The 18,726-nt window shown below is 60.8% G+C and carries 15 protein-coding genes and 1 pseudogene; 6 read left to right on the top strand and 10 right to left on the bottom strand.

What is annotated here, in order from left to right; genetic code table 11:
- Positions 1-254 precede the first annotated feature (254 nt).
- The 3 genes and pseudogenes from NLI84_RS11475 to NLI84_RS11485 all read left to right on the top strand — a co-directional run bounded on the left by NLI84_RS11475 (position 255) and on the right by NLI84_RS11485 (position 6,768).
- Positions 255-5,135, top strand: coding sequence for an RHS repeat domain-containing protein (locus NLI84_RS11475; RefSeq protein ID WP_255990277.1), 4,881 nt, complete (start codon positions 255-257; stop codon positions 5,133-5,135).
- A gap of 562 nt (positions 5,136-5,697) precedes the next feature.
- Positions 5,698-5,949, top strand: coding sequence for a hypothetical protein (locus NLI84_RS11480; RefSeq protein WP_255990279.1), 252 nt, complete (start codon positions 5,698-5,700; stop codon positions 5,947-5,949).
- Positions 5,950-6,256: 307 nt separating this feature from the next.
- Positions 6,257-6,768 (top strand): annotated as a pseudogene (locus NLI84_RS11485) (REP-associated tyrosine transposase).
- A gap of 215 nt (positions 6,769-6,983) precedes the next feature.
- Here NLI84_RS11485 and NLI84_RS11490 read toward each other — a convergent pair.
- The 10 genes from NLI84_RS11490 to metG form a co-directional block, all read right to left on the bottom strand.
- Positions 6,984-8,024, bottom strand: a complete 1,041-nt coding sequence (locus NLI84_RS11490) for a GGDEF domain-containing protein (protein ID WP_255990281.1) — start codon at positions 8,022-8,024, stop codon at positions 6,984-6,986.
- 143 nt (positions 8,025-8,167) lie between these two features.
- Positions 8,168-9,418, bottom strand: a complete 1,251-nt coding sequence (locus NLI84_RS11495) for a DUF1615 domain-containing protein (protein ID WP_255990282.1) — start codon at positions 9,416-9,418, stop codon at positions 8,168-8,170.
- A gap of 68 nt (positions 9,419-9,486) precedes the next feature.
- Entirely contained in the window at positions 9,487-10,980 is a 1,494-nt protein-coding gene (locus NLI84_RS11500) for a sensor histidine kinase (protein WP_255990283.1), read from the bottom strand.
- 114 nt (positions 10,981-11,094) lie between these two features.
- Positions 11,095-11,757 carry an energy-coupling factor ABC transporter permease gene (locus NLI84_RS11505; protein WP_255990285.1) on the bottom strand — a complete coding sequence of 221 codons (663 nt, stop codon included), beginning with the start codon at positions 11,755-11,757 and terminating at the stop codon, positions 11,095-11,097.
- Between the two features lies 1 nt (position 11,758).
- Positions 11,759-12,406 carry an alpha/beta hydrolase gene (locus NLI84_RS11510; protein WP_255990286.1) on the bottom strand — a complete coding sequence of 216 codons (648 nt, stop codon included), beginning with the start codon at positions 12,404-12,406 and terminating at the stop codon, positions 11,759-11,761.
- A gap of 4 nt (positions 12,407-12,410) precedes the next feature.
- Positions 12,411-12,722 carry a (2Fe-2S) ferredoxin domain-containing protein gene (locus NLI84_RS11515; RefSeq protein WP_255990288.1) on the bottom strand — a complete coding sequence of 104 codons (312 nt, stop codon included), beginning with the start codon at positions 12,720-12,722 and terminating at the stop codon, positions 12,411-12,413.
- 7 nt (positions 12,723-12,729) lie between these two features.
- Positions 12,730-13,809 (bottom strand): DUF2863 family protein, encoded by a 1,080-nt coding sequence (locus NLI84_RS11520; protein WP_255990289.1) that lies wholly within the window; start codon positions 13,807-13,809, stop codon positions 12,730-12,732.
- Positions 13,810-14,106: 297 nt separating this feature from the next.
- Positions 14,107-14,382: an acylphosphatase gene (locus tag NLI84_RS11525; protein WP_255990290.1), complete on the bottom strand. Its 276-nt coding sequence runs from the start codon at positions 14,380-14,382 to the stop codon at positions 14,107-14,109.
- Between the two features lie 100 nt (positions 14,383-14,482).
- Positions 14,483-14,617 carry a DUF3096 domain-containing protein gene (locus tag NLI84_RS11530; protein ID WP_255990291.1) on the bottom strand — a complete coding sequence of 45 codons (135 nt, stop codon included), beginning with the start codon at positions 14,615-14,617 and terminating at the stop codon, positions 14,483-14,485.
- Positions 14,618-14,766: 149 nt separating this feature from the next.
- On the bottom strand, positions 14,767-16,818 hold the full coding sequence (gene metG / locus NLI84_RS11535; protein WP_255990292.1) for a methionine--tRNA ligase: 2,052 nt from the start codon (positions 16,816-16,818) through the stop codon (positions 14,767-14,769).
- Positions 16,819-16,968: 150 nt separating this feature from the next.
- Between metG and NLI84_RS11540 the strand changes: the two genes are divergently transcribed.
- From NLI84_RS11540 to NLI84_RS11550, 3 genes are all read left to right on the top strand, one after another.
- Positions 16,969-17,319 (top strand): Hpt domain-containing protein, encoded by a 351-nt coding sequence (locus NLI84_RS11540; protein WP_255990294.1) that lies wholly within the window; start codon positions 16,969-16,971, stop codon positions 17,317-17,319.
- Between the two features lie 92 nt (positions 17,320-17,411).
- On the top strand, positions 17,412-18,038 hold the full coding sequence (locus NLI84_RS11545; protein ID WP_255990299.1) for a trimeric intracellular cation channel family protein: 627 nt from the start codon (positions 17,412-17,414) through the stop codon (positions 18,036-18,038).
- On the top strand, positions 18,038-18,658 hold the full coding sequence (locus NLI84_RS11550; protein ID WP_255990300.1) for a CoA pyrophosphatase: 621 nt from the start codon (positions 18,038-18,040) through the stop codon (positions 18,656-18,658). Before NLI84_RS11545 ends, NLI84_RS11550 begins: the two co-directional genes overlap by 1 nt.
- Positions 18,659-18,726 lie beyond the last annotated feature (68 nt).

Raw genomic sequence — 18,726 nt, forward strand, 5'->3', positions numbered from 1 at the left:
GGGTTTATTTGTTAAGCGCGTAGTTAATCGTCCGGGACTGGACACCTATTGGTCGTGGAACTCTGACGCTGCTGCAGTCGTTGCAAGGGAACTTTGTCAAAACGGAAAACCGGTTGCCTGATTGACGATCAGCTAGAACTGCCCCGACTTCTAGCGTAGTCCGCGGATATAACGGCAAAGATTGTTCGGGTTGGTGTCGTGTGCGCAAAATTCCAAGCGCATAGTCTAATCAAAATAATATTCCTAATTTAAAAATGAAGCCATTCCATTCCTGTATTTTCTCGATAGCGATTTTTTATTCCTCGCTTGTCCCCGCTGCACCGATTCAAGCCGGGGGAGGCTGGGCTGCAGTTACTGCAGAAGACTATTACAGCGAAGATAGCACTCATCAACGTAGAGGCAGCCATGGCAGCGGCCCGGATCAAATTGATCCTTTGACCGGTGGGTTGTCACTTAACATTCCTCTGCTCAGCATTCCAGGCGCAGGAGGGCCATTGTCGGTGCAATGGTCTTATAACAGCATTGAGCCTTTTACTGAGGCCATTAAGCCGCCACGAGTTCGGACGGGCCAAGGGGAAACGAGCTCCTTGATTGCACCAGTGCTTGAGTTGCCTGATGGCACGACTCATCGTTTTCATCGCTTGAGCACCACTCCTCCGCTCAGCATGCTCGGCGAGTATCGTACATCCAATAATTGGTGGTTGAGTAAAGGTGAACGTGATCAACCATGGGTGTTAAAAGGGCCTGGCGGGACCGTATATAGTCTCAGTGTCAAAGCGCTTGATCAGCGTAGGGTGATCAGTTCTGCCGCATCTGCAGACGTGTTTGGGCATAGTGAACATCCATTGGATGCGAGCCATTTTGTCACCCTCGGTGGTACTTTCGACTATTACATGCCGAGCACTGCGGTCGACACCAATGGTAATCGCGTTGAGTATCGGTACTCCGGCGTGTTATTGACACAAATGATTGCGAGCGATGGTCGGACTATAAATATAACCTGGTCAGATGAAGGTGGTAACGGCAAACGTTGGCCGAAACTGGACAGGGTCTACGCGGCGGGCCAAGAGTGGCGGTTTCTCGATAGCGCCGGTCAGGTAGTTATTACGCGCCCCGATGGCCTGCGCTGGGTATTGACCTACTCGGATTGGTCCGATTACATGAAAGGCAAAAAGGAAGGTGCGAGTGCTTTTCCTTTGATAAATTCCGTTGCCCAGCCACAGGGCGGGAAGACCTATTTCGATTTTGTCCGATATGTCACCCCTTTGAGCCCGTTCCCTGATTGCGGCTACACTAACTGCGCTGACGAGATGTGGAACGCCATCCGGGATCAACCGCGACCTGCCATTGCACGGAAGCGAACGAGCGACGGCGGCACGTGGACTTACCACCACTATGCTCAGCAAGGAATCGATGGCGTGTTCGCAGCGGTGAAACATCCGCAAGGCCAAACGTCGATCAATCTAGGTGTTCGTAATCCGGAGCGGAAGGTCACAACACCGGCTGCGATTATAAGCTATCAGTATATTACGCCCCATGCGGTTGAAGATTGCAAGAATGATATTTGGAAATCAGGGCTGCTGCTTTCTAAAAAAACAGCAGATTTGAACGGCAAAGCACTTGAGACGATTAGCTACAACTGGGGTTATCAGACCTTTGGACAATCACCGTCTAAATTGAATGCACGGTGCACTAGCGGGATTAGTCGTATTCCGTTGATGACCGGGCAGACGGTGGAACGCAACGGCAAGCTGTTTAACACTGCGTACGCAGGCTACGACAGCTATGGTCGGGCAGGGGTCATTACTGAAACCGGCGATACTGGCAATACCCGCGTCACCAAACGTACGTATTTGACCGATGCTACTCGCTGGATCTTGGATAAGGTGCAAACCGAAACCATCCACGCCAGCGAAGCGGGGCCTGCACTCTCCACGCTGAGCCGTGGTTACGATGCGCTCGGTAACCTGCTGAGCGAAACCCGGGATGGGGTCACCCGCAGCTACACCTACCACGCCGATGGTCAGGTCGCGACCGTCAAAGACCCTCGCCTGTTCGTCACGCAGTTCAGTAGCTACTACCGCGGTATTCCCCAAACGGAAATCCGCCCGGTCGCTGCGGGCCTGAATACCGCTTCCTGCCCGACCAGCAGCGATATCACCATCAGCCGCGTTGTCGATGCCTTTGGCAATGTCACCAGCTATACCAATGGCCGGCGCTTTGCAACGGGTTTGCAATACGACGCTATGAACCGGTTGACGACCATTACACCGCCGGCAGGGGCAAGCACGACTATCGTCTGGTCGACCAATGGCCGAACGCTGACGCGAGGCACCTACAGCGACAGCACTACCTGGGATGGTTTTGGCCGAACGATATCTAGCACGATCAATGGGGTGACGATCACTCGTCGTTTCGATGCATTGGGTCGACAAACCTTTGAGAGCTACCCGCAACTCTCGGTCGGCGATACCACTTATTACGATGCACTGAACCGTCCAACCCAGGTCACCCATTCGGATGGGACTTACCGCACCTACGGTTACAGCGGCAGTGCCGTTGCCGAAGTCAATGAGCGCGGCTACCAGACTTCGTCGTTCTACCAAGCCTTCGGCAGCCCGGACGATAAGGCGCTGATCAAGGTGGTGCCGCCGATTGCCGAGGCCATCACCGAAATCGATCGCGATATCCTGGGCAAGGTGAACTGGGTGAAGCAGAACGGCGTCACCCGCAGCTGGGGCTACGACAGCCGACAATACCTGGTGAGCCGCACCGACCCGGAAACGGGTACCACCATCCTCGGTCGTGACAATGCCGGCAACCAGATCAGCAGCAAAACCGGCAGCCAGGGCCAGATCAACTATGGCTACGACGCACAGAACCGGCTGACCACGGTGGAGTACGCAGACGGCAGCGCGGAGAGTGCATGCCGGACCTACGACGGGGACGGCAACCTGACGGTACTGAACACGCCATCCGTGCAGCGCAGCATGTGGTTCGATAACAACGACAATATGGTGGCTGAGTCGTTGGTCGCCGCCGGCCGTACGCTCACTCTCAAGCACGAGTACAACGCTAACGATGCACGCAGCGCAATGGTCTACCCTGGCGACCGTCGGGTGGATTTGGCACCTGATGCATTCGGCCGCCCAACGAGGCTGGGCAATGCGGTGGCGACGATTCAATACACCGCACGGGGCCAGCTAGCCAACTGGTTGGGGGCCAACGGACGCTGGGACAAGACCAATTTCAACGAACGCGGCTGGCCTGCTACGCACCAGGTGTTGATGAGCGATGGCGGCCAGGGCCCCGTCAAACCGGTACCGCCTGCTGCGGTTGCTGCGCCGGGAAATGCGCCGATTGCGCCGACGCAGCCGACTGCGCCGGGTTTTGCAGAACCTAAGGGTGTTAGTGCGGGAGTGTTCTGTTCAGAAAAGTACCGAAAGCCTGAATTGTATGATTTTGGTTCGGACTGCAACGTGGCTGAGTGCGCGCAAAGCAAGTATGCAGCTGCCCTGAAGGTTTGGCGGGCCAACTATGATGCGTGCGTGGCCGATTGGAACACTCGCAAGAACGCCTGGAACAACTACCGCGCAGCCTCTGCGGCTTGGCCAGGACAGTTGGCCACTTACCAGCAACAGCTGGCCGACTACAACGCGCGCAAGCAGGCTTACGACCGCTATCTGGCCGATGTGGCCACCTACAACCAGGCACTGGCTGCCTACAACCAGGCCGTAGCCAACGCACAGCCGGTGTTGGATAGCGTGTGGTCGTACGACGGCAATGGCAATGTCGTGACGATCACCGATACGGTCAGCAATAGCCACAACCGCAGCTTCGACTACGACGGCCTGGATCGCTTGACTGTTGCCAACGCGCCGACGGTGTGGGGCAACGGCGGCATCAGCTACGACGGCAATGGCAACATCAAGCGTCAGGCCTTCGGCAGCTGGAGCATCGATTACGGTTACGACGCGACGCAAAACCTCAGCACCGTCACTGGTGGCAAGAACTACACCCTCGCCCACGATGGCTGGGGCAATGTCACCACCCGCGGCGATGGCCTGAGCTTCAACTACGACGCCGCTGGCAACCTGCGCTGGGTGAACAAGGGTGCAGCCAGCCAGATCGGCTACAGCTACGACGGTGGCGGCACTCGCGTGCTCTCAAGCGGCAATGGTCTGAACCGCCTGGAATTCACCGGCGCAGATGGCCTGCTGTACCAGGAAATCAACCTCGCCACCGGCGCGGTCAAGGATTTCCTCTATCACGGCCGTACCAAGCTGGCCGATATCCAGGGCACTACCACCACCTGGTACCACAGCGATCCAGCCGGCAGCCCGATGGCCGCCACTGGCGCCAACGGTGCGCTGCTGTGGCGAACCAACTACCGCCCGTATGGCGAAAAGCTGGTCGGCGCCACCACTGAGAACACCCAGTGGTTTACCGGCAAGCCGTTCGAGGACAAGATAGGCCTGAGTTACTACGGTGCACGCTGGTATGACCCGACGTTGGGTCGGTTCATGGCGACTGATCCGGTGGATTGGGTGGAACTGAATGCTATTCATGCTTTTAATAGATATGGATATGCCAACTCAAATCCAATTCGATTTGTAGATCCTGATGGTCGTGCGCCGCAACAATGGCAAACCAATCGTATTGCTGGACTTGTCCAGTCGGCTACTGGGTTGCCAGCTGGGGATGTTCAACACGCCGTTAACTCTTTGGGCCAGAAAAGCGGCTTGAATGATATGTTTGCTAGCATAAATTCAGCATGGAAGGGAAGTCGAACTGAGTTTGGAGCGAAGATAGAGATTGGAGCCATTGTCACAGTCTGGGCGGCAGCACACCCAGGATATGCGAGCGCTTCCAAAGCATTGGCTAGTATTCCTGCAGATGTTAAGTCACTTGAAGGGCTTACCGCCACACAGTTGACATCATTGCAGGCTGTGCTTGCTGTCGCTTCCGTTGATTTGAAAAGCGACCCTAAGACCCAGCAAGTGCTTCAGGCAGCCCTGAATGCTATTCAAAATGAAGTCAAGTCTAGAGAGGGCAAGAAGTCTGACGGTAAGGGGGAGGAAAAAAAAGCGGGAGGAGAGAGTAAGGGAGGTGGAAATGAAAATCAGTCTAAATAGTTCTAGATCGATTTTTCTCTTTTTTGTGCTGTTGTTTGTTAATTGGCTGGCAATATATGCTTTCTCGCACCTGCAAAGTGTTGAGGGCGGGGTGTGGGTTTGTTTTTTGTCTGGCGCCGGCTGGGTTTTTCCTGCGTTTTTTTTGAATGGAATTTCCCTGGGTGTGCTGACTAAGTATTTTTTAAGTTTTCTTGTAGTTGTGTTGATGTTTTTAATTCTTCTCAAGGTAAGTCGTAATCTTTTCTTTGCTTTTGTTTTGTATTTTTTTGTTTCGGGTTTTATGTTTTTGGCGTATTATTTTTTTTCTCCATGGTATTAATTACTAATTAAATTACATTTCCGGTGCGCCACCGCGTACAGCGCATCTGTAGGGCGCAATCGCCGAAGGCATTGCGCCGCATGCGGTGGCCGGCTGACGCGCCACATAATAAACATACACGAGGCCTGAACATGGGTTTGGCGTATTGCCGCTTCGCGGCGAATACGCCCTACGCACTGGTTGTCGAGCTTTGTTGAGGCTGCGAGTATTTCAAACCAGATGTGCCAACTTGGGTGCAATTGAATGAGTGAAGAACTGGATCCACGAAAAGCAACGGTATTTCGCTGGTTTTACTACTCAATTGGAATGGTGATTGCCTTGATCTGTTTGGGGTTCGGTCGAGAACTTGCCCAGAAAAGTTGCGGTGACTCAAATAATCTTTGGCTATCTGGGCTGGCAGGGTACGGGATGCTTAAAATTGCCATGCCCATCTTGGAATTCGTCTTGCTATTGTTCTTTAGATTGTTGCGAGAGCCTGATGAAGGGGAGGCTTGATGGGCGGGGGATGACGGGCTCAGATACTGTCGTGAACGTCAAGCTTGGGCATGGCCATTTGTGCATTGAACACCACGTACGGCGCACCCGTAGGGCGCAATCGCCGAAGGCATTGCGCCGCATGTGGTGGTCGGCCGACCGGTAACATATCAAACGCCCGCGATGCTTGAACATGGGTTTGGCGTATTGCCGCCTTGCGGCGAATACGCCCTACGGCATGGCATGAATGTGCCGCGTCGGGATGTGTGGCCACTGACCGATGAAACGATACGGTGCGTTTTGCGTCGCCATCGTTTATGTTTTTTACATGGACTATCGCAGTGCCTGGTGCCCTGGGGGGGGCACCTATTTTTTTACCGTGAATCTGCTGCAACGGCGCAATAGCACGTTGTTGGTCGATCATATCGATCTACTGCGCAATGCCGTGCGGGTCGTTCGGCGACAAGCCCCATTCACCATACACGGCTGGGTGGTGTTGCCCGAGCATTTGCATTGCGTATTGGAATTGCCGCCGGGCGATGCCGACTTTGCACTGCGTTGGCGCTTGATCAAACTGCTGTTCTCGCGTGCCTTGCCGCGCAGCGAATATCGTTCGGCGGTACGCCAGCGGCGTGGTGAGCGTGGCATCTGGCAACGCCGATATTGGGACACCTGATCCGGGATGAAGCGGACTTTGCGGCGCATATGGATTACCTGCATTTCAACCCGGTCAAGCATGGCTTGGTGCCCCGCGTGGCCGATTGGCCCTATTCGACTTTTCACAAGCTGGTGGCTGACGGTGTTTACCCAGAGGATGGGCTGGGGGGGCATCCCGCGTGATGCAATCCGTTTGAAGAAGGCGTTTCCGGGGGTAGGGCGCAATCGCCAAAGGCATTGCGCCGTATGCGGTGGTCGGCGGGTGGGTGACAGATCAAATGTTCACGAGGCTTGAACATGGGTTCGGCGTATTGCCGCTACGCGGCGAATACGCCCTACGGCGCGGCTTCGAGCAAGCTTGGACGCTGGACATCGTGGTCTGAAACCGCTGGCGGGCTTTACCCGTCAGCCAGCTGGAATGGCGCCAAACCACCTTGCTTGCGGGTTTTCTTTTCCAGATACATGGCCGCATCGGCCAGGCGCAGCGCTTCCTCCGGCGTGATCATCTCGGGGTCGACCGCAATGGCGCCGAAGCTGGCGCCCAGGTACTCGATGGCTTGGGTGCCCAAGTCGAAACGACCGTGCAGTAACGGCGCCAGGCGCTCTCGCAAGGCCACCGTGGCCACTGCCGCATTTTCATCGGGAGCGGGGCCGAGGCCGGCAATGACGAATTCGTCGCCACCCAGGCGCCCCAACACATCGCCAGCGCGCAATCCTTCGGTCAGCCGTCGGCCGGCCGCGATCAGGAAGGCGTCGCCGGCTTCGTGGCCGAACTGGTCGTTGATCGCCTTGAAGCCATCGAGGTCGATGAAGGCGATCAGTACTTGCTGACCAGCCCGCTGCGCCAGGGCGAACAAGCGCGGCAGCTCCTCGAACACCGCGCGCCGATTGGGCAGCCCCGTCAGTACATCGGTATAGGAGTGGGTGCGCAGTGCCTCATTGGCTTCTTGCAGCTGTTGCAGCAACAGCTCCTTCTGCACCTGCTGGCCGATCAGCTCGGCAAACAGCTGCAGCACCTGCGCGCCCTTGTCGGTAAAGGGTTTGCGTTCCGAGCTTGCCGCGCACAGCGTGCCATAGAGGCTGCCGTCTTCCAGCCGGATCGGCGTGCTGGCATAGGTGGCAATACCCAGTTCCCGGGCTGCCTCCGAGTCGCCCCAGTGCGCTGCCACGTCATCGGTATACGGCTGCTGATCGTCCAGCGCGCGCTTGCATAGCGTGTCGCCCCAGGGAACGGCAAGCCCCTCGGGGATGGTCAATGTCCGGGTATTGCGTGAATAAAGGATGCTTTGCAGGCTGGCGCCCAGGTCGATCCGGGTCAGATAGGTCGACTCCAGATCGGTGACGAGCTCCAGCATCACCAGGAGTTGCCGCACTAGGCCTTCGAAGGTTTTTTCCGTCGCCAGTGTGCTCGAGAGTTGGGAGATCAGCGGATCCGACATGGGCATACTCTCGTGCGGTTCGTATCAGAGGATTCTGGCAAGCCGGGGTGATTTTGTCAGTATCTACGCTGCCCGCCTCGGGCAAGCGGCACCGGCAGGCGCGCCGCACCGTCGCAACTAAGCTTGAAGGCGAGCAGGCATGGCTATGGTTTGCGCGACAAGCAGGTCTGGTAACGCCAGTCCACGCGCTTGGCGAACCATTCGGTGGTGAGCTTGCGCGTGATCTTGGGGCTGACGAGGCGGATCTGCGGCAGCGCGGCGCGTGGCAGTGGCTTGCCGGCAGTGGCGTCGGCCGCAGCGAACACGCGCTTGTAGGTTTCGCTGCTACCGAACGCGTTCATCTTCTCTTGCTCCAGGTCATTGCGGATCTGGGCCTTGCTCAGCTTGAGCCGGCCGGCCACCGTATACAGCGCGGATTCGACGCTGCTGGTGCCCACCGGGCGGCCAGCCTGGTAGCGCAGCAGGTCGCCATCCTCAGTCAGCTCACGCCCGGTCAGGCGCGACACGGCGCGCTGGAACGCCACGTTGCGGCTGGCGTAGCGGCCGGCGTTGTAGTCGGCGAAGCGATAGATCATCGCGTCATACGGCGCAGGGTAGTGCAGCAGGTTGGCAATGCCGAAGTAGGCGCCGCCGCGGCGGGTGAACACTTCCTGGCGGATGCTGCCGCGTCGCGGATAGGGGTAGGGCCAGACCCGGACATGGTTCTGTGCGAACTCGACGCTCACCTGCATCGGGCCGCCGGTACGGATGGGATTGGCCATGTTGAGCGGCAGGCTCAGGTTGCGCGCCTCGCGCGCCATATCCTCGAACAGATCGTTCATCTCGCGTTCGGTGCGCAGATTGTCGATGCGCGTCTTGTAGCTCTGGCCGGTGGGCGAGGGCTTGAGCAGCGCCGTCTTCACCACCGACAGCGGCACATGATAGCGGCCGGCCTTGGCGTCGATGGCTTTCCACACGATGGCGGGCAGGCCCGGCACCACGGGGTCACCCTGCCAGGTCGACTCCTGTTCGATGGTGGCTGCGGCCGCGCAGAACAGCTCGGCGGTGTAGGGCAGTTTGAGCGCGGTAAAGGCGTCGATGATGTCCTCACTCCAGCCGGCGCGATCGGGCATCTTGGCCGGCAGCAGCTGGTTCAACAGCACGCGGCCCTGCGCTTCGGTCAGGCGCGGTTTGGCTGGGGTGGCTGGCGGCGGTGTCGGCACGGCCGCTTCGACGGGTACACTGGCCGTCACGGCGCTGGCGTCGCTGGTGATGTCGTCGACGCTGGCCGGCATCGAGGCCGCTGCTTCCGAAGCGACGCTTGCGGTGGGCGGCTGGGGGGCCGGCGGCGGACTGGAGGTGGCGCAGGCAGTGGCAAGCAGCAAGGTGGTGAGGGCAAGGCAGGCGCGCGGCATGGGATATCGACGATCGGGAGGAGGGGGCAAGCTTACAATGTCCGGTGCGTGCCGTGGCAACGTTTTGTTCAATGCTGCGGGGCCTGGCGCGGCAGGCTGATGAAGAATGTGGTGCCGGCACCTGGCTCGCTGCGCACCACGATATTGCCACCCAGCGTCTGCGTGACGAGGTTGTACACCAGATGCAGGCCCAGCCCGCTACCGCCCTGGCCACGCCGGGTGGTGAAGAAGGGATCGAACACCTTGGGCAGATGCTCGGGAGCGATGCCGCGGCCATTGTCGCTCAGGGTCAGCGTCACGACGTCGCCGTCGCACTGGGCAACGATCAGCACGTCGCCCTCTTCGTCACCGTGAAAGGCATGCGCCAGCACATTGGTCAGCAGGTTGGTCAGCACCTGCGAGAGCGCACCAGGGTAGCCATCCATGACCACGGCGGCTTGGCAATCCACGGTGATATGGATGGGGCGCCGTTTCAACGACGGGGTGAGGCTGGTGACAATTTCATGCAGATACTGCCGCAGTTCGTAGTCGCGGCGTGCTTCCGAGGTCTGATCGACCGCTACCCGCTTGAAGCTCTGGATCAGCTCGGCAGCGCGTTCGGCGTTGCCCAGGATCAGCCTGGCACTGTCCCTGGCGTGCTCGCAGTAGGCCAACAGAACGGATTTCTTCACCGCGCCGGCATCGAGTTGCGCTTGCAAGTGCTGCGTTTCCTCGTTCAATACCGAGGCACTGGTGACGATTACGCCGACCGGCGTGTTGATCTCGTGGGCGACGCCGGCGACGAGGCCACCGAGCGAAGCCATTTTCTCGGCCTGGACCAGGCTCGTCTGCGTCGCCTGCAGCTGCGTGTACGCTTCATCCACATTCTGCTTGGCGCGGCGTATCGCTTCTTCGGCCAGCTTGCGTTCCTCCAGCTCGCTGGTCAGCCGTTGCGTGATGCGCGCGACGCTCTGGCTCAGCTCGGCGAATTCGTCCTGCTGGCGCAGCATGGGCTCGAGCTCCTCCAGCGAGAAGCTGCGCTGGTTGGCCGAGCGATCGAGTGCGGCGCGCAGCGCGGCCAATGGCTTGAGCACGATGCTGTTGAAGGTGCGGATCAGTACGGCCACGAGTATGCCGGCGAGCAGGGCGATTTCGATGGCCTTGCGCTGCACCAGCTTGCTCAGGCGGGCGTCTATCCGTTCGGTGGAGAGCTGGTAGCGCACCTCGCCGACGGTGCGCCCTTCGAACTGCAGCGGCAGGGTCTGCAGGGGCCCCGCGCCGGCTATCTTACCTTGGCCACGGCGCGATGCCAGCAGGTCTTCGCCGGCATAGACGGCGATCTGGACGAGATCCGGCCACTGTAGCTCGGCATCCAGTACATACCCCAGCTGGCGATCGTCGAAGTTCCAGACAATGGCGGGCAACACGGTGGCTAAGCGCGTGCGCATGGCGGCATCCTGGGCCGCCGTCTCGCTATAGAGCGTGTCGTGTCCTTGCCAATAGCTGTAAGCACCGGAAACGCTCAGCACAATGACGACGATGGCGATCAGCAGCAGATTGAGGCGGGTACGTATGCTGTGCATGGGCAGGATGGCGTGGCAGACCGTAAGTCAGCGCAATGACTTCAATCTAGTCGTCGCACCGGTGCCTGTCGTCACGAGTTTCGCGACCGCGTTCAGCCTGGTTCGGAATATTGCTTATTTGCGGGCGAGGTAGAACGCGTCGTCGAAGGTGGCGACCCATTCCGGGCGGTAGACGACGAGCAGCGTCAGGTGTATGCCCGTGATGAACGCTTCGGGCCAGCCCATCAGGAAGTAGTAGGGCAGATTCTCGCCGAACAGGAACTCGGCCGGGTAGGCGCCAGCCAAGGCGAGCAGCGCGCAGCTTGCCAGCCCGACCAGCCACATGGAAAGTGCCGCAGCGGCGAAGGCATTGACGAAAACATAAACGAAGTAGTTGGGCGGCAAACGCCGCTGCGCCCAGGCAAGCAACGCCGCCGTCAGTGTGCTGGGCAGGCCGGCCACAAGCAACCATGACAGCCCCAACCCCGCCCAGTCGCCATGGCCTTGCAGGGCATCGGCAGCCAGGGCCACCGCCAGGCCCAGACGCGCCGGGTTGGCGCCTGCGATCAACGTCAGCGCAGTCGCACCCAGCAGGTGAAAGGCCAGGCCCGGGTGTACCTCGGCCTTGAGCTGCCACAGCAGCAGCACGATCACGGTGCCGCCGAACCAGGCGGTCAGCCGCGATTGCTTGAGTGCAAACCAAGGGATGCGCCAGGCGGCGCGCAGGATGCAGATCGTGGCTAGCAGCCAGCCCAGTACCAGCCAGGGCAGCGGGAAGTGGCTGGCAACGAGGTTCATCTCAGCCTCGGCCGGCGACCCAGTAGCGCTCGACCAGCTGGGCGAGCTGGGTGAGCCGGCCGTGGAAGAAATGGCCGACGCCGGGCACGACGATCACGGGCAGTTGCTGCGGCCGTGCCCAGTCGAGCACGGCGGCAAGCGAAATCACTTCATCCTCCTCGCCATGGATGACGAGGGTATCGGCTGGCACTTGCGGGAAGGCATAGCGGCTGACGGCGGGGCCGACCAGGATCATGCCGGCGACTTCGGCATCACTCAGCCGCTGGCGCAGCCGGCTTTGCACCAGCGTGCCGAATGAAAAGCCGGCTAGGACCACAGAGGCCACGCCGGGATGCTCGGTGCGGGCATGGGCCAGCACCGCGGCCATGTCGTCCGGCTCGTGCTCGCCGCGGCTGTGTTCGCCCTCGGAGTTGCCGACGCCGCGCAGGTTGGGGCAATAGGCGACATAACCGAGCCGCGACAGCGTCTTCGCCAGCGTATGCACGATCTTGTTGGTGAAGCTGCCGCCCTCGGTGGGATTCGGGTGCGCAACCAGGGCGATGCCACGCACCGCATCGAGTGCGCTATCGAGCCTCAGGCATTCGATCCGGCCGGCCGGGCCGGCGATGTCGAGTGGCAGGAAGCTGGGCGCCTTGCGTGCTTGCATCATGGCTTCAGATTTTCAGTCGTTCGACGATGCGACCGTGCACGATATGCTCGTTGATGATCTCGTCGATGTCTTCGCGGTCGATGTAGGTGTACCAGGTCTCGTCCGGATAGATCACCATCACCGGGCCTTCCTCGCAGCGATCGAGGCAGCCGGCCTTGTTGATCCGCACCTTGCCCGGTCCCGCGAGCTTCAGTGCCTTGATCCGGTCCTTGGCGTAGGCCTGCATCTCGCTGGCGCCACAGCGGTTGCAGCTCTGGCGCTCGCCTTCCTCGCGCTCGTTCAGACAGAAAAACACGTGGTGCTGGTAATGGCCCATGGCGACCTCAGTGTTGGGAGACAGGGTGGTAATGCGCGGTGACGAAGAAGGGCAGGCCATCCTGCTGGTCCGGCTGCACGGTTTCGATCACGCGGATATCGTCGAGCTGGCATTCACGCAGCAGGCCTTCTGCATACTGCCGCACCTGCTCGGCGGCATCGAGCGGCGCCAGCGGCCAGACGAAGCCTTCCCAGCGCTCGCCGTCCTCCTGGCTGGAGAAGCTGATGCGGATCTCGCCGCCTTCGTGCGCGGCGATGCAGCCCACCGGCGTGCGCCGCTTGCTGCGCATGCTGCGGATGGCGTTGCTCGCGGCCACCTGCAGCCGGGTTTCCAGTTGGGTGACGCGGCCGGTTTCCTGCGCGGTCAGCCAGGTTTGCGGCACGCGCGGCATCGCAAACAGGGTGACGCCATCCTGCGCCAGCGCCTTGCCGATCAGCTCAGAGAGCGGCAGTCCCCAGGCACCGACGCTGCCATTGAGGCGTATCGCGGGCTCGGCACCCTCGGCCTGCGTGGCGATGCCAACGAGATAGCGCAGGAACACGCCTTCGTCCTTGCAGGTGATCGGCGCCTCGCGCACCGCGCGCGCTATGGCTTCGGCTTGTGGCGCATCGCGCCAGTCGGCCAGTTGAGCCGGGTTGATCGCGGCCACGTCGCCCGGATGGACGAGGGCCGGCGCGAGAAAGACATCGGCCTGCTCTGCGACCACGCCATGCTGGCGCAGCAGCGCGAGCACCGCTTCGGTATCGGGTAGACGGCCGGCCAACTGCACTTGGCTGCGGGTGCCGACGACCAGGATGACCGGAATCGCGAATGGCACGCCCCAGCGGGCGCCATCGGGCGATTCGCACAGCTCGCGCACGATCTGCCACAGCACCTTGTAGGCATCCTGCGACGGTGCCTGCGTGAGCGCGCCATTGAGCGCGTAGTGATCGCGCGTTGCAATCAGTTCGGCGAGCACGCCGATCAGCTGGGTGCGCTTGGCCGCGGCGGCGACTGCATCGGTTTCGGTGAGGAAGGCCATCAGCGCGCGAATCACCGGATTCTGCGGGTTCACGCGGGGGTAAAGTCGGGGGTCGGGCAGATACATGCTGGAAGGGGTAAGGCGGGCTGCAAAACGCCGATTATACGCCGGGCGCAGCCGGCCCGGCATGGCGCTTGTCCAGGGCGCCGCGCGTCTGAAGTGGGCGCGCGTGAGCTTGCAACCTTGCTTGGATGTGCCGCAAACCGTGCTTCGCAATGCCTTGAATTGATTGACGATACCGCCTCTTATCGGCTAAATTGGAGCTTCTGTTGGGATGCAGCAAGGTGCGTCTTGATAGTTTCTCCTTTGTAGATGTTGCTTGAAACCCGGAAATCATTTTCCGGGTTTTTTTTCGGCGCTTGGCTAAATCGTCGGCAGCTCGCGAAAGCCACTCAGCTGCTCTTGCGGCGCGGTACTGCGCTCGACCTTTTCCACGAGCGCCCCAGGTGGTCCGTGCCGCGCCCAGCTCACCAGCGATTCGACCTGGTGCTCATTGCCTTCAGCGTAGAGCTCCACGCTGCCATCGCGCCGATTGCGCACCCATCCGGCCACACCCAGGTGTTCGGCCTCCAGGCAGGTGGAAAACCGGAAGCCGACGCCCTGCACCCGTCCGTATATCTGCAAGCGGATCGCGATCATGATTGCCTCTGTCGTCTCGGTGGTGTGCCGTTGTACGGCTTGCTCCGATAGATAGCCACGATGCCGGGCGAGTGCAAGGCAAGCGGCGCGGCGTGCGGGATCACTGCAAGCCGAACAGGCCGACGAGGCCGATCACGATCAGGTAGACGGCGATGATGTAGTTGAGCAGGCGCGGCATCATGAGAATGAGGATGCCGGCGATCAGCGAAACCAGCGGGCCGATGGCGACGTACATGGTGTGCTCCCGAAGCTGCACCGAATCAGGTGCCTCTCCCGAGCTTAGCGCGGCCTGCACGCGTGCCCATGTGACAAATGCCAGCCTCGGCGCCACACAAGCAAAATGCGGCACCGCAGTGCCGCATTTGCCTATCTCGCGAACCCGGTTTACTTCACCCTCATGCCGGGCTTGGCGCCGCTATCGGGATTGAGGATATAGAGCCCGCCATCGCCGCCGGCCGCCAGCACCATGCCTTCGCTCATGCCGAACTTCATCTTGCGTGGCGCGAGGTTGGCCACCATCACGGTCAGCCGGCCCTGCAGCTCCTCCGGCTTATACGCGGACTTGATGCCGGCGAACACATGGCGCGTTTCCGTGCCGATATCGAGCGTGAGCGACACCAGCTTGTCGGCACCTTCGACCGCCTTGGCCTCGACGATCTTCGCCACACGCAGGTCGATCTTCATGAAGTCGTCGATGCTGATGGTGTCGGCAATTGGCGGCACTTCGTAGTCGAGCGCCGGTGCGGCGGGTTCGGCCGCCACCGGGGCGAGGCTTTGCTTGTTTTCTTCGATCATCGCTTCAACGGCCTTGGGGTCGACCCGGGTCATCAGGTGGTTGTAGGCGTTGATGGTGTGGCCCAACAACAATGTGTCGGCATCGGCCCAGCCCAGCGGCGCGATGGCGAGGAAGGCTTCGACATCGGCAGCGAGCTTGGGCAGCACCGGTTTGAGGTAGATGGTGAGCAGGCGGAAGGCGTTGATCAGCACCGAACAGACGCGCTGCAGTTCGGCATCCTGGCCTTGTTGCTTGGCCATTTCCCACGGCTTGTGCGCGTCGACGAACTGGTTCACTTCATCGGCCAGCGCCATGATGTCGCGCAGCGCGCGACCGAACTCCCGGCCTTCATAGTGGCCGGCAAGCGCCGCACTGGCGGCTTGCAGGCGGGCAATCACCGGGGCGTCACCCAGGTTGATTGCCAACTGGCCACCAAAGCGTTTGGCAATGAAGCCCGCAGCGCGGCTGGCAATGTTGATGTACTTGCCGACGAGATCGCTGTTCACCCGCGCGGCGAAGTCTTCCAGGTTGAGGTCGATGTCCTCGATTGCCGAGTTGAGCTTGGCGGCGAAGTAGTAGCGCAGCCATTCCGGATTGAGGTGGCGCAGGTACGACTCGGCCGTGATGAAGGTGCCGCGGCTCTTGCTCATCTTGGCGCCATCGACGGTGAGGAAACCGTGGGCGTTGATGCCGGTGGGCGTGCGATAACCGCTGTACTCGAGCATGGCCGGCCAGAACAGCGCGTGGAAGTAGAGGATGTCCTTGCCGATGAAGTGATACAGCTCGGCGTCGGAATCCTTGTTCCAGTAGCTGTCGAAGTCGAGGCCAAGCCGATCGCACAGGTTGCGGTGGCTGGCCATGTAGCCGACCGGCGCGTCGAGCCACACATAGAAGTACTTGCCCGGCGCATCGGGGATCTCGAAGCCGAAGTAGGGCGCATCACGGCTGATGTCCCAGTCGGTGAGGCCGGCCTCGAACCATTCCTGCATCTTGTTGGCCGCGCCTTCCTGCAGGCGCGCGCGCTCGGCGCCGTCGACCGTGGCCGAACCGCGGGTCCAGCCGCGCAGGAAATCCTCGCAATCGCCCAGCTTGAAGAAATAGTGTTCGGAATCCTTCAGTACGGGCGTCGCGCCGGAGACGGCGGAGTAGGGGTTCTTCAGCTCGGTCGGGCTGTAGGTGGTGCCACAGACTTCGCAGTTGTCGCCGTACTGGTCCTTGGCCGCGCACTTGGGGCATTCGCCCTTCACGAAGCGGTCCGGCAGGAACATGTTCTTCACCGGGTCATACAACTGGCTGATGGTGCGGCTGACGATCTTGCCATTCGATTGCAGCGCGTTGTAGATGCGGTAGGCGTACTGCCGGTTTTCCTCGGAATTGGTGCTGTAGTAGTTGTCGAAGGCGACGTGAAAGCCGGTGAAGTCACGCAGGTGTTCGCCGTGCACGCGCTCGATCAGGGCCTCCGGGCTGATGCCTTCTTTTTCCGCGCGCAACATGATGGGCGTACCGTGGGTGTCGTCGGCGCAGACGTAGTGACAGGTGTGGCCGCGCATCTTCTGGAAGCGGACCCAGATGTCGGTCTGGATGTATTCGACGAGGTGGCCCAGGTGGATTGCACCATTTGCGTAAGGCAGGGCGGAGGTGACGAGGATCTTGCGTGGCATGCGGGTTTCCGGAGGTCCTATGTCTCAATCGGGCGATTATACCGCAGCCCGTCAGCTCCCCCATGACAGCTTCAAGCTTACGGCGTTATAGTCAAGGCACAACGATGACAAGTGGGCCAGCAGCCCTGTTGAGATCAGGATGAGAGTGTAATGAACCCGGTAGAAGTAGAGCTTGCCAGCGTCGAGGCCATGATGGTGCAGTTGCGCAGCCAGATTGGTCTGGATCTGCGTGACGAACTGATCGCGGCCTTCGTGCCGCTGCTTGAAGAAACCTTGAGCCGGCTGCCACCGGCGCTGGATGGGGGCGACGCCGACAGCGTGATCCGGCTCTCGCACAAGCTCAAGGGGGCAGCACTGCAACTGGGTGCCGAGCAGCTGGCCAGTGGCTGCCAGCAAATCGAGGTGGCCGGACGGCAGGGGCAGCTGCAACTGGCGCAAGCGACCTTCGTTGGCGTACGCGATCTGTCGCAAGGGCTGTTGCTGGGCTTTAACGCGCATTGATCCTGTGCGGTTGTTGCGGGGCAGCATGCGCTATGCGTGCCAAGCGCCCTGGTGAATCCTAGAATGGCGGATCGTTGTTCGCTGCCGTGGCCATGCCGACACTTCCCGTTCCCCAGTTCGACTGGTTCACCCACATCGGCACCGCCGCATTCGCGTTCTCCGGCTACCTGATCGGCGCGCGCAAGCGCTTCGACTTGCTGGGCGTGCTGATCCTGGCCTTGCTCACCGCCATCGGTGGCGGGGTGCTGCGCGACATGCTGGTCAATCGTATCCCGCAGATCTTCATCGATTCGGCGCCGCTCTACACCATCTTCGCTTCCCTGCTGGTGGCCTGGGTGCTCAAGCTGCATCAGCAGCACAAAGGCCTGTTGCACCGCGCGTTCATCGTGGCCGACTCCATAGGCCTTGTCGCCTTCAGCATTGCGGGCGCACAGATCGGCATGGCGCTTGAGCTCAATCTCTTCGGCGTGTGCTTCCTCGGCTTTGTCACCGCCGTGGGCGGTGGGCTGGTACGCGACATGATGGTGAATGACGTGCCCTTCATCCTGCACGAGGATTTCTACGGCACCATCGCGCTCTTGATGGCGGGGCTGGTCTACGCGCTGACCCAGTACCAGATGTTCAACCCGCTGACCATGTGGCTGCTGTTCGTCTCCGGGCTCAGCCTGCGCCTGATTGCCCACGTGAGCGACCTGAGGTTGCCGAAGTTGGAAGAATGATGCCCGAGTTCGCCTCGGTCACGGACTGGTGCGACTGGCTGAGCAACCGCCTCGCCACCGCACCGCGCGTCGATCGCGCCGACTGGCAGGGCCTGTCGGCCGCGACCCCCGCCGCCGTACTGATCGGCATCGTGCCACGCGACACGGGCGCCAAGGTGGTCTTTACCGAGCGCGCGGCGCATCTGGCGCAGCATGCCGGGCAGATCAGTTTTCCCGGTGGGCGGATGGAGGCGGACGATGCCGATGCCGCGGCCGCAGCGCTGCGCGAGGCCAACGAGGAAATCGGCCTGCCGCTGGAGGCCGCAACCGTCGTCGGCCAGTTGGGCGCCTATGTGACCATCAGCGGCTACCGGGTGACGCCGGTGGTGGCGGTGGTCAGCCCAGAGGCGCAATACACGATCGATCCGGGCGAGGTGGCGGCGGTGTTCGAGCTGCCCCTGTCCTGGCTGATGCAGCGCACGCACTACGAGCGACGTACTGTCGAGCGGGCAGGGGTGCGGGGAGCGTCGTACTTCATCGAGTGCGAGGGCCGCACTGTGTGGGGGGCGACGGCAGGCATGCTGCTGATGCTGGCGGCGGCGCTGGGCATGACGGGCGAGCCACATGACCTGACCCGCTGATCGCTTCAACCCCGGCGAGCTTTAAATGAAAAACGGCGCCCCAAGGGGCGCCGTTCTGCAATCGGCCG

It is taken from the genome of Chitinolyticbacter albus (assembly GCF_024437655.1).
Taxonomy (GTDB): domain Bacteria; phylum Pseudomonadota; class Gammaproteobacteria; order Burkholderiales; family Chitinibacteraceae; genus Chitinolyticbacter; species Chitinolyticbacter albus.